Annotated in this window: 11 protein-coding genes and 1 tRNA gene; 6 read left to right on the top strand and 6 right to left on the bottom strand. The window is 34.7% G+C overall.

The window, feature by feature from the left end:
* Positions 1-14 precede the first annotated feature (14 nt).
* The 3 genes from M0R16_11160 to M0R16_11150 form a co-directional block, all read right to left on the bottom strand.
* Positions 15-2,540, bottom strand: coding sequence for a hypothetical protein (locus M0R16_11160; GenBank protein MCK9613430.1), 2,526 nt, complete (start codon positions 2,538-2,540; stop codon positions 15-17).
* Positions 2,541-3,040: 500 nt separating this feature from the next.
* Positions 3,041-4,522, bottom strand: coding sequence for a glycosyltransferase family 39 protein (locus tag M0R16_11155; GenBank protein MCK9613429.1), 1,482 nt, complete (start codon positions 4,520-4,522; stop codon positions 3,041-3,043).
* Complete coding sequence (locus M0R16_11150; protein MCK9613428.1) at positions 4,509-6,095, bottom strand: NAD(P)/FAD-dependent oxidoreductase; 1,587 nt, start codon at positions 6,093-6,095, stop codon at positions 4,509-4,511. The genes M0R16_11155 and M0R16_11150 overlap by 14 nt, the downstream gene beginning before the upstream one ends.
* A 276-nt stretch (positions 6,096-6,371) precedes the next feature.
* On the opposite strand from M0R16_11150, the gene M0R16_11145 reads away from it, so the two are divergent.
* The 5 genes from M0R16_11145 to radC all read left to right on the top strand — a co-directional run bounded on the left by M0R16_11145 (position 6,372) and on the right by radC (position 9,569).
* Positions 6,372-7,601 (top strand): HD domain-containing protein, encoded by a 1,230-nt coding sequence (locus M0R16_11145; GenBank protein ID MCK9613427.1) that lies wholly within the window; start codon positions 6,372-6,374, stop codon positions 7,599-7,601.
* A gap of 56 nt (positions 7,602-7,657) precedes the next feature.
* Entirely contained in the window at positions 7,658-8,356 is a 699-nt protein-coding gene (locus tag M0R16_11140) for a hypothetical protein (protein MCK9613426.1), read from the top strand.
* 74 nt (positions 8,357-8,430) lie between these two features.
* Positions 8,431-8,504, top strand: a tRNA-Glu gene (locus tag M0R16_11135).
* Positions 8,505-8,523: 19 nt separating this feature from the next.
* Positions 8,524-8,778: a 30S ribosomal protein S20 gene (gene rpsT / locus M0R16_11130; protein ID MCK9613425.1), complete on the top strand. Its 255-nt coding sequence runs from the start codon at positions 8,524-8,526 to the stop codon at positions 8,776-8,778.
* 98 nt (positions 8,779-8,876) lie between these two features.
* Positions 8,877-9,569, top strand: a complete 693-nt coding sequence (radC, locus tag M0R16_11125) for a DNA repair protein RadC (GenBank protein ID MCK9613424.1) — start codon at positions 8,877-8,879, stop codon at positions 9,567-9,569.
* A gap of 11 nt (positions 9,570-9,580) precedes the next feature.
* On the opposite strand, the gene M0R16_11120 is transcribed toward radC, so the two are convergent.
* The gene (locus M0R16_11120) at positions 9,581-10,180 is read right to left on the bottom strand and encodes a DUF2179 domain-containing protein (protein MCK9613423.1); all 600 of its coding nucleotides are present in this window, start codon (positions 10,178-10,180) and stop codon (positions 9,581-9,583) included.
* A 111-nt stretch (positions 10,181-10,291) separates the two neighbouring features.
* Positions 10,292-10,981: a hypothetical protein gene (locus tag M0R16_11115; GenBank protein MCK9613422.1), complete on the bottom strand. Its 690-nt coding sequence runs from the start codon at positions 10,979-10,981 to the stop codon at positions 10,292-10,294.
* 208 nt (positions 10,982-11,189) lie between these two features.
* Here M0R16_11115 and M0R16_11110 point away from each other — a divergent pair, with 208 nt between their 5' ends.
* Positions 11,190-12,164, top strand: coding sequence for a WG repeat-containing protein (locus M0R16_11110; protein MCK9613421.1), 975 nt, complete (start codon positions 11,190-11,192; stop codon positions 12,162-12,164).
* Between the two features lie 295 nt (positions 12,165-12,459).
* On the opposite strand, the gene M0R16_11105 is transcribed toward M0R16_11110, so the two are convergent.
* On the bottom strand, positions 12,460-12,669 hold a 210-nt coding region (locus M0R16_11105; GenBank protein ID MCK9613420.1), incomplete at its 5' end, for a hypothetical protein.

Below are 12,669 nucleotides of genomic sequence, written 5' to 3'. Positions count from 1 at the left end.
AAAAAATCGCATAACTATCTATCCTCTGCCTGTGCTCTTTTATGGCCTTGAATTAAGCGCTTGATATATTCTTTTTTGTCCTGAGCCTCTGAAAGTTCTTCTTTTTTGTTATTTATAGAAGTTTGCACCTGAAGATAATGTTCTGTACCTGTTTTTTTCTCGACTTTCAGTTGATTGAGTTGTATTTCATACTTTTTCTTTTCCCCTTCCAGAAAACTAATTCTTGATATTATTATTTTAAGGTCATTATCAAGGTTCGTTTCTAGTCGCTCATTGCAGGTTTTTAATAACTCTGACAACATCTCTTCTTTTGCAACTAATTTTTCAAACTGGAATATTTTTTTATCTTCTGCCAACTTGTATTTCTCATATTCTTTTTTAGTTTTCTTATATATATCTTTTTTTGTTTTTTTGCTGTTTTCCAGTTTTTTTATGGTGTATTTCAGTTCATTTATTTTATCGTAATTCTTATCCTGCCATTCTTCAAGGTTATGTTCGACTTTAGGTATCTGATAGCGAACTGTAGCAAGGTCTTCCCGAATCATCTGAATTAGTTTACTGGTTTCATCTGAGTTTCCTAAATTATATATGCTGTTGTTAAATACGATGTTCAGATTAACAGTCGTATCTTCAACGATGTTGTCTTCGAGATAATATTTGTATGATTTGTTGGCTTGCCTTATCTCGGATGCTGTATATTTTGTTGATTTTAAGAAATCTTCAAAATCAAGTATGGGTATATCATCACCCCCGATAATTATTATCACTGATTTTATTTTTACTAAAATATTATCCTGATAGTCGTCAGTTGTTTCAAAACGCCATGCAAAGTTTATTTTTTCAGGATACAACACCCCTCTGTTTTTAGTATTTAATAAAAGGTAATGGCTGTCTGTTTTTGATTTTTTTGGATTTTTTTCATTCTCAGTAACAATAGGTATATGTATTTTTAGCAGAGTTTTTCCAACAATACCCATTTCGTTTTTCTCGAGACTTTCAAGATTTTTAAGAAACGCAGCATAATTATTTACAACATCTTTGTGGAAATCCAGTTCTCTGCTAAAATACCAATAGTCAGAGAAGTTATAATTTTTCTTAAAACTTTCCACCTGGTCAACAAATGATTTACCTGGTTTACCACCTCTAACTGCTGCATGTTTCCCGCAAAAAATGTATGCCCAATACTCTTTTGTGTCTTTCCATACATAAATTTTATAAATTCCATCCACGGTTCCATCATCATTCAATGGCAGAAGTCCGGGTTCATAATAGTAGCAATAAAACGAGCGGTTTATCATCCTTCCATTTAAAGTGTTTATCCAAATATCATCCTTGTTGGAGTAACCTTGTTTGCTAACACCTTCTTTCCATATTACCACGCCTTCAAATTGAGAAAAATACGGCAAATCGTTAGGTATTACGGTGGGCATGCTTCTTCCCTTAGTGCCGTACGGGAGCATAACAAAGTTAACCAATTCGCTTGCAGGGTTCTTTTCATTATCCTTATCGTACTGAAAAGCACAATGCCAGACTGGGTTTTTGCCGTCACCCGGGTTCCATATATTTGTATAAGATATTTGTTGACCCAATTCGTTGAGGGCTTTTCCTTTCATAACTATTCTTTCATTGACATCACGCCAGTAAACGTCATTAAAATATCGGAACAATTCAAATTTCCCCATCCTCACCACCTGTCCATTAGGCAAACTAAGCAGGTCGAATATACTATTGGTGTATAAATCAGTTATTCTGATGAGTTGTTCTTCGCTCATCTGTGTTTGCTCAAGGTATTTTTTAGTGTTAAAGCGCTGGATTATGGCTAATCTTATTTGTGGTGGGGTTTTCTCAGAGAATTGTCTTTTGTTGATATCAATGCGGTAGCTATATTGTTGAAAAAATGTTTCGAACCATTCATAAACAAGGTCGAAATTATTAGCATCTTTCCATGACCCTGTACCTTCTAAATGAGGAAGAAGTATGGTGTCATAAACATTTTTTCTGTTTTCTTTTCTTTTTACGTAAAACCCCGCGAGTTCTGCTTCCACATGTGCGGAATCTATTATTAGTCGTGGCATCGAAGAAGTAAAAGGTTTGTCAATAGGCACTTTTTTCCCTATTGCCCTATTATAAACTGAATCAATACGATATTTTTCTCCTGTAATGGAATAGTGCATGATGCACCCCAGTTTATATGGACTATAATCTTTAACGGCTTTACTTGAAATAAAATTAATTTTTTCAGCTGTGTAACCCATATTGATAAGCATGGATAATAAACTGTTGCCGAATATCAGGTAATCATAAGCTGTAGTAAACGATCTGATTCCATAATTGTCTTTCTCGTTTGGCCCGATAAACCTGCCGTCAAACAAGCCCATTACGTATATGCTGCCGTATTTGTTTTTGTTAAATTTTCCCCTAAGACGGCCGATTTCTTTCCACTCATCGAATGCGACTTTTTTCTTTTCTGTTTCCGAACTTTCTTCATTATTCTGAGAAAATAATACGACAGGAAATAAAAGAACTAATAATAAGGCCAAAGAGAAGGTTAGTATTCTTTTTAACACCTTAACAGAAAATTGTTGTGATTGTATTTTGATGCCTATATGTTTGCAAAAGGGATTCAAGCAGGTGTTGTTTCAAAACATTTATGATAATTAGTTTAAATTCAATTAATAAAATGAGTTTACTTAATTTAAAAGATAAATACAAATATATAAAAAAATAATAAAAAAAACAATTAATAATCGTTGTAAAATAATTATTAATACATTACCTGCTTTATACGTAATTTATCAGGAATTGTTATTATGATGAGACTCTATAACAAAGAAGTTACTTAATAATGATTTTTTGTATGTTTCTGTAATGAATCATTTTTATTTCAGCAAAGTATATTCCCTGGGGAGCATTCGAAAATCAAGCCCGGATTTTTTATTTGCTTTAATTTCCTTTATTTGAAGACCAATGCAGCGGGTAATTTATAGTTTGGCATATTAAAACTAAAATTAATAAAGGAAAATATGCGAAGTTCCTGAGCTTATTCATCCTGTGAAGCTTGTTTTATTCTTTTTAAAATATATATGTCGTAATTTTCAAAACTACATTTAAAATTATAGTTTTTTAATACATAATCATCTATTTCATCCCATCTTGTGTTGAATCCCTTATGCCATATTATGAATTTTGGTGTTTTAGCATTTAAGTCGTTTAAAACAATTGACTTTTCTTTGTCAGAGGTTATAAACATATAATTAAAATATCTGCTTGATGAAATTCTTTCTGAATAAGAGAGGGAAGGATTTCCTCCATAGCCGATAAAAAATATATAATCATTTTTACTGGTATGATTTTTTAGCCAGTATCCCATTTTTTTATCTTCATTTTTAAATCCTATTTCCCCTGAAAGCAATTCTGTATAAGGAATAGAAATAATTATAAACAATAATACCAGCAATATTTTTTTAATTCGCAGGACTTTCTGGTTAAGGCTTTTGAATTCTTCAAATAAATAAGCTATTATAACCCCTGATGCTATGGATAATGCCGGCTGTATCTGCCGAAACTGGTGACCAAAATAGTTCCCTGAGGCATTTACTCCGATAAAGTCCAGAGCTAGCCATATAAAAGTACTTAGGAAAAACCTGTTTTTCAAGTAAGAAGGTTTTATAAGGATAAACAATAAAACAAAAAAGAAAACAACAAAGCGGCTGTTTAACCAGAAATAGCTAAATGAGTTTAAATGATAGTTTATAGGAACACTGGAGCCTTTGTTTAACAAAATAAGCCAGGCGCCTTCTATGTATCCTTTTATGCTCAATCCGCTAATGAATAGAGGAACGGCAGTCAGGATAATGCCTGCCACGATTCCTGTTGAGATAAGCAGCATTCCCAATATTTTTCGGGAATTTTTACTTGATTCGGCGCAATAAATTATGAAAAATAATACAAGTGCCAGGGCTGAAAATATAGCAGTCTGTTTAAAAGCAATGGCAAAACCCATAAGTAATCCGGAAAATAAAATAATAATTTTCCACTTGGAATTGTTTTTTGATTTTGTAGCTGTGTAAAAAGACAATACTAAAAAAAACACCATGAATACTTCTGTCTGTGCTATATAAGCCATATCCATTATAGACCACAAAGAGGTCAACCCGAAAAAAACCATGCTGAATGAGGCGGCAGTACGATTGAGTGTATTTTTTACCAGCAGATAAATCAACAGTCCTGAAAAAAATATACAAATGAGTCCAAGGATACGCACAAATTCAAACCCAGGGCCGAAAAGCAGATGAGATAAGGCAAATATCAAATAAATGCCGGGAGTTTTATTTTCAATTGTCCCGGTATATGGCAGTATGTCGTTCTCCATCCATACTCTGGCAATATAACTCCACATGCCTTCATCATTTCCCATGGAAAAATGCCGGGTTATAAAAAAAATAACTCCCGAAATTATCAGCATAAAAGCTACGGGGTTTGTGAGAATATTAAAAATAATTTCCTGTTTATTTTTCTTCATGGTATTCTTCTTCGGTGTTAATATTCCAGATTGCTTCTTTTGATGTTTCTCCGGAAATGATATTATCAACCGCTCTGATGGCAGTCAACATCGAGTGGTCCTGATTGTTGTATTTGTGCATACCGTTTCGGCCTATAAGAAAAAGGTTTTCAAAACTATCTGTATAATTTCTTATGATGTGGAATTTAGAGTAGGTGCCGAAGTAAGCAGGGTATGTTTTAGGCATTCTGAGCAGAGTGGCGTCTATAACTTCATTTTTATCAATAATATCAATTTTTGCAAGTTCATCAATGGCAAAAGAGATAAAGGCATTATCGTCCATACTCCAAAGTTCATCACCTTCGTTGCAGAAATATTCAAGGCCAATCCAGACTTTTTGAATGTCTGCTACCATATATGGCGACCAGTTATTGAAAATTTGCAGACGACCTATTTTAACATCACGTTCCTGAATGTATATCCAATTGTCGGGGATAAGCTCGTTAAGTGTTGGGATATTGGTTTTGTTTTTCAGTTTCAGTTTATTTAACAAAAGACCAACGGTGATAAAATCCCTGTATTGCAGTCCCTTACTTATTTCCATAACTTCTTCAGGCACTTTGTTGTCCATGGCTATAATAAGTTCTTTGACGGGCATGGTGGAAAAAAAATACTCGCCATTTACACGAATATTATTATTTGAATTATGGTCGTGGTAGCTAGCGCCTGTTATTTTCCCGTCATTTATATGTAATGCTTTTACTTCACAATTCCTGATGATAGTGCCGCCTTTTTCTTCAATAATCTTTGCAACCGTTTCCCACATTTGTCCCGGGCCATGTTTGGGGTACATGAATTGTTCAATCAGGCTGGTGTCGGTGTTTTTTTGCTCAATATCTGTATTTTTCCTGAAGCTGGTTTTGAGTGCATGCAAAATGGCTCTGGTTACAGATAATTCCTTGATGCGTTGTGCGCCCCAGTCGGCTGCAATTTTGTTGCACGGCACTCCCCATACTTTTTCGGTATAATCTCTGAAAAATGTATTATAAAGCTCTCTGCCAAAGCGATTGATAAAAAAATCTTCAAGCGTTTTGACGTTTTTAACAGGGAATATTTTTGCATAGAAATAAGTCGCCCCGATTTTAATAATTCTTATCAACCCAAGGTTTTTAAGTGTTTTTCCATTCAAAGTAATCGGGTAATCGAAAAACTTCCTAAGGAAAAAAATCCGGGACAGCCTGTTGCGTATCAGCATCACCTTGTCGGTTTTTTCAGGATCAGGTCCTCCTTCCGCCAGGATAACTTTTGATTTCTGGTTTAAGTTATTCGTTTTTTTAAGCAAATCATCTTTAGATTCAGAACCTTGAATCGGAAGAATGCGTTGCCACCATTTCATCACTACATCTGATTTGGAAAAAAACCTATGACCTCCCAGGTCAATGCGGTTTCCTTTATAGTTAACGGTTTTTGATATTCCTCCGATTTCGTTCGATTTTTCAATTACCAATGGTTTGATATCCGTCCTGGTAATCAGTTCATAAGCGGATGTTAATCCTGCAGGGCCGGCCCCAATGATAATTGCAGTTTTGCTCATTAAAAAAGATTATTTCTGTTTTTTTCTGGCACAAAGATATAATGCAGTTAATGAGAAACAAAGTTTATCTTGAATGTATTTTTAAATATGATATCAATATTGAATTATTGAACATTCATTGTTACAATAATTTTGATTTGATTCTGTATTTTTGATAAAGCTTTCAGGTTAATTTTATATTTTAAAATCACAGTCATTTTTATTTGAAATTTATTTAATTAATTTTGTTTAAGATTATTTGTCTGAAAACATAAAGAACCGTGTAAAAAATTTTTTATGCCTTTTCCAAAATTCAGGGAACATGCTGTGAACATAAGAAGCCCCAAATGGAAGCCTTGTGTCAGGCGTGAAATGAAGATATACCAAAAGAAGGACGATATCCGCAGCGAGTTTTCACGTGATTATAACCGCATTCTTCATAGCAAGGCCTATCGCCGGCTGAAACATAAGACACAGGTGTTTTATGCTACACAGAATGACCATGTTTGTACCCGCATTGAACATGTAACTCATGTTGCTGCTGTGAGTTATTCTATTGCCAGCTTTTTGGGACTGAATACAGAGTTAACTTCAGCAATAGCTATAGGGCACGACCTTGGTCATGCGCCATTTGGGCATGAAGGTGAATATATTATACGGGAAATTGCAAAACGGGAAATGAATGAATTTTTCTGGCACGAAAAAAACAGTCTTTTTTTTGTTGACAAATTGGAAACATTGCCAGACCTGACAAACAAAGAAAAGAACCTGAACCTTACTTATGCGGTTCGTGACGGCATCATATCTCATTGTGGCGAAGTGAATGAAAATGCAATCTTCCCCCGTCATGAAGCCATAATTCTTGAAAAAATAGAAAAACCCAATCAATACGCTCCGTACACGTGGGAGGGATGTGTGGTGAAAATAGCGGATAAAATCTCTTATCTTGGCAGGGATATTGAAGATGCACTGACACTGAAGATACTTGATAAATACCAGATGTTGGAGCTCTCCGAAATCGTTGGCGAAATCAAGAAAGTAAAAATATGGCAGATAAACAATACCATATTAATGAACGACTTTATCGGGAATTTATGCAAAATGAGTTCTCCATTGGAAGGTATACGTTTTTCCGATAAATACCTGAAAATGATTAATTCTGTTAAAGCTTTTAATTATAAACATATTTACAAACACAAACGCCTTGAATATTACAACAAGCTGGCTTCGCTGGTGATAAATTCCCTGTACTCAGTATTGGATGAGCTTTACGATAAAAAAAACAATCTCTGCAAAAAACTTGATTCTTATGAAAAAACCTATCCTTCTTTGATAGGGGCATATAAATACTGGCTGATGAAATATTCAGATATAAATCTTGAAAAACGGAAAAATTCAAAATTCAGTAATGAATTAATATATGATATCCAAAACGAAAAGGATTATAAAAGAGCCATTTTGCATTATATTTCCTCTATGACCGACCAGTATGCCATGAAACTTTTCGGAGAACTAACCAGATTTTAGTATAATCATTAGAAATAAGTACTTTTGCGTAAATATTTATTTTAATTATTAAAAAGATGCCTCGGAAAAAAGAAAGGATGAATGATATACTGGAGCGTTTCAAGTCAAAATCTGTATTGAAGCAAAAGGTTTACCACAACACTTTGCAGGTGTTTAATGAACTTAAGGTGGTATTGAAAGATTTTTCTCTTGAAAGCCAGAAGTTTTTACGTAAGAACAAATTATTTAAAATCCCTGTTGAATATTTGAGCAAAGGAGACTATGAAGCAGAGTTGAGTTTTGCGGGTGACACTCTGATTTTCCTGATGCATACAAATGTCTTTGAATTTCCAAGAGAACATTCCATTATGAGGAGTCCTTATATTAAAGAGGACGAAACACGAGCTTATTGTGGCATCATATACGTTTATAACTTTCTTGCCGATTCATTAAGGTTTAACCGCGAAAACGACATCGGTTATCTTGTTGCCCGAATCTTTGTTAATAAAGAATTCCATTTTGTGGTTGAGGGCAAAAGACAAATGGATTATTTAAGCAATACATTTATTGAGGAATCCATAGATTATCAAACTTTACGCCAGATACTGGAAACAGCAGTTTTGTATTGCCTTGATTTTGATTTGTTGTTGCAGCCCTACGATATGCTGAAAGAGTTATCTGTGGCACAGATTAAGGAGTATTCATCCAATATGCGCATGATGACCGGCAAACGCCTGGGTTTTCGTTTTCAGGCAGATCCCGATGAACAGTTATGAAAATTTCATTAAATATTATTTTGTATTAAAAAAAATGCTAACTTTGCACCCTCAAAAATTGAGGCAATGTAAGAGGCCCGTTCGTCTAGTTGGTTAGGACGCCAGGTTTTCATCCTGGAAATCAGGGGTTCGAGTCCCCTACGGGCTGCAACAAAAAATATAAAATTATGGCTAATCACATTTCATCAGAAAAAAGAATCAGGCAAACAAAAACAAAAAGGGAGCATAATCGCTATTATGCTATTACCATGCGCAATGCACTTAAAAACTTCAGAAGCCTGAAGGAAAAAGAAAAAGCGCTTGCTGAAATGCCTAAAATGATTTCTATGATAGATAAACTTGTTACAAAGGATATTATTCACAAAAACAAAGCTGCTAACCTGAAATCAGGATTGGTAAAGTTTTGTGCTTCTATGAAATAAGTTTTTTATTTTCTATTAAATTCCACCCTTGTCGAAAGCAAGGGTTTTTTTTTGCCCGTGAAAACAGTATTGTTTTAATTTTACAAAAAATATTTTACATGACCGAACTGCGCAATATTAAACAATGGGCCGAAGACGATAGGCCACGCGAAAAACTAATTACCAAAGGGAAATCAGCATTGAGTGATGCTGAACTGCTGGCTATATTACTTCGTTCCGGCTCAAAAAATGAAACTGCCGTTGACCTGTCAAAAAGTATTTTAGCGGAAGTTTCGGGGAATTTACTGGAACTGGCGAAACTTTCACTTGCAGACCTTATGAAGCATAGGGGTATTGGCGAAGCTAAAGCATTAAGTATTATTGCCGCCCTGGAGTTAGGGCAGCGCTGCCGGGTATCAGAAGTAGCAGTGAAAGAAAAAATTTCAGGCAGCAAAGATGTGTTTGAATATTTTCAGAGCAACCTCGCGGGCAATCTTTATGAAGAATTTTGGATACTGCTGCTCAGCAGGGCCAACACAATTATCAGAAAAATAAACATCAGTCAGGGTGGTATTGCCGGCACAGTTGCCGACCCAAAAAAAATATTCAAAACCGCCCTGGAACATAATGCTTCCAACATTATCCTTTGCCATAATCATCCTTCTGGAAATATTAAACCCAGTGAAGCCGACATCAAACTGACAAACAAGTTAAAACAAGCAGGAGAACTGATGGATATTGGCGTTCTGGATCATATTATTATCGGGGATAACACCTATTTCAGCTTTGCTGACGAAGGCTTGATGAAATAATAGCAAACGGATTATTTGTGCTTTTTTGTCATCAGGTTCAGGTTAATCAGGTGTTTTCTGGATGAAGTTTTAAAAACACCTTCATTTACCGACCTTACTTCTTCTATTGTGTAAAAAGACTGGGGATTGAGTTCGTTAATGATACCAATAAAGTCGCTTACATCTTTACGTTTTATTATTGAAAATATCACCTTAACTTTTCCCATAGCGCCTTCTGCATCCAATATCGTGATTCCATAATGAGATTCTTTCAGGTGTGCGATTAACTCGGGTGCCTGATTTTTTAATATCACCCTGATAATTACATTACCAAGTGATATTTTTTCATCGAGCAGCATACCAATATAATTTCCCATGGCAAAACCTCCCGCATAAGCAATATAACATAAGGGGTTATCAAGATGTTTAATGATTTCGCCAATTGCAAGAAGCCATATCAGCGATTCGAAAAAAGCAAAAACCGGTGCCCACTTTTTTATGCCTTTAGCAATAAAAATTAAACGCAAAGTTCCCACACTCTGGTCGAAAATACGTGCACAAAAAATCAATATGGGAAGCACTACCCAGGTAAATAAAGGTGCATCAGTTGAAAGGAAGTCAAGAATTGTCATAACATTAAAATTAAAATAATTTTACAAAGATAATAAAGGGTAGTCAGGCAGACTATTCGAAAAAGTAATTATTGTAAAACGAACTTGTATGGATGTTAACCGGTGGCCGTTCTAAAATTTAACATTCATGCCGAGGCCGTCATGAGTAATGCCAAAGTTTATTTTTAAATTATTCTGGCTTGTTTTCAGAGAGTTTCTGTAATTGTTAAAGGCAGAATTCATTTTTTTTAATGAAGTGAAATAGAGTGGCAGTCCTGCCCCAAGGAAGCAGGCGCCCATACCCATAAAAATATAACTTGCACCTATGTCCGTTTCATCTTTTTTTCCGTTGGTATAACTAACTATCAGCGCAATCGTGCCAAAAGTAAATATGCCTCCGCCTGCGCCTACAAGCCCTCTGGCAAGCGAATAACGCTTGTAATTATCGCGGTACATCTTATAGGCGTCTGGATTGTTATCCTTATCAATAAAATTACTTACATTGTTTACCACTCCGTGGGTAATTTTATCCCTATAAAAATCATTGCTGCCATTTTCATAATTTATCATGAAAACGAACTGTTTGGGAATTAAAAAAGTTTGTTGTTCTGAAGGGAGATTTCTTTTTTCTTTAAGATCTTGTGATTTGATAATTTGAATTTGCTTACCATTTATATCAAAAAGATTAATTTTAAGTCCAGCTTCATTAACTTCAATATTTTTTGATTTGATTTCATTTCCATTATTCAAAACAACAATATCTTGGCTGTAACAGTATTTTGCTATTAAAAAAAGTACGGCAACAATAATTATATTTTTCATAATACCTGATTTTTGTTTTGATATTCAGATGATTGTATAAATATTTATGTGATAACAAGCGGCAAATATACAACAAAAAAATTATCGCACGTTCTTAAGAAGTGTTAAAACAGTTTATCGGAATTTTTTCTGATTTTTATACATTGCGAACAAATAAAGGGGTTTGTGATAAAAAATTTATATTTGTGGAAATTTAAATGAAAAAAGCATGAATAAATCTTTGATGTTTTTGCTGTTTATTTTCTTTAATTATCAGTTGCAGGCTCAGAATAAATATGTTCCTGTCTGTGAAGGCAGAAACTGGGGTTATATTGATATAAAAGGCAATTATTTTTTTAAACCTCAGTACGAATGCGCCCAAAACTTCTCTAATGGCCTGGCCAGAGTTATGCTTAATAAATGGGGATTTATTGATAGCACTGGTTCTTTCGCGATCAACCCTGTATATGAATGTGCAGGAGATTTCAGCGAAGGTATAGCCAGAGTGAAAAAAGATAAATTTTGGGGATTTATTGATACAAAAGGAAATATTGTTATCTCATGTCAATTTGATGATGCAAAAGATTTTTATGAAGGAATGGCTCCTGTGCGCAAGGGCAAAAAATGGGGGTATATTGATAAGAAAGGCGATTGGGTTATTCAGCCTCAGTATGATGTTGCTGAAAATTTTTCAGACACCTGTGCACGAATTTGCCTGGATAAAATATGGAAGCTTATTGACAGAAGCGGTAATTATATTGGGGATAGGCAGTTTGATGAGATTGGGTTTTTTAGCAGCGGTTTGGCCAAAGCCAGACAAGGAAAACTCTGGGGATATATCAATAATAAGGGAGAATGGGCAATAAAAACTGTATATGAACAAACCGGTAACTTTATTGGAGAGTTTGCAAAAGTGAAAAGATATAAAAAGTGGGGGTTTATTGATAAGGCAGGAATTTTTATTATCAATCCTCAGTTTACCTGCGTAGGCGATTTTCGTGATGGACTGGCTCCGGCTCTTAAAGATAAAAAATGGGGATATATAAACCTGAAAGGTGATTTTGTGATTAAACCCCAATTTGACACAGCAAAAAACTTTTATAATGGTCTTGCAAGAGTAAAAAAAGGTAACAAATGGGGGTTTATTGATAAAAAAGGTAATGTCATCATTGGATTCAACTTCGATGAAGTAGAACACTTTTAGCTAAACATCTGATTTTCAAAAACATTTTTACGAGGCTCTCTCAAAAGCAATTTGTACACATTTGGTTACTCTTTGAATGTCAAAGGTAAAATTCGACATTTTGGTAATGGGGACAAAAATAGTTGGTGACTTTTGATTTTTCATTTTGTATATTTCGAGTGTAAAACTAAAGAGGAAGTAGGCCCTGCTGGAGAGCAACCTGCCAGCAATAGGTTTTACGGATAGACGCAAAAGGACAGAGAATAAATCTGTCCTTTTTTTCTTATTGCGGTATCCTTTAAATGGCTAAGAAAACTCATTGATTTCTGTAAAACAGGTACCACTTAATAAAGTTCTGCCTATTCTTTTTTGACAATCCTCTGTGTATACTGATATGACTTTTAAGATGACCAAAGAATGATTCAAGTCCATTTGTGGATTTTGGTATCATGGGATTATCAAGATAGTGAAACATATTAGGCAAAGCTCTTTTAATGCTAACAAATGCACGTCTGACCAATTTGTG

Source organism: Bacteroidales bacterium, assembly GCA_023228145.1.
GTDB lineage: Bacteria > Bacteroidota > Bacteroidia > Bacteroidales > CAIWKO01 > CAIWKO01.
This window is presented reverse-complemented; position numbering and strand designations above follow the sequence as displayed.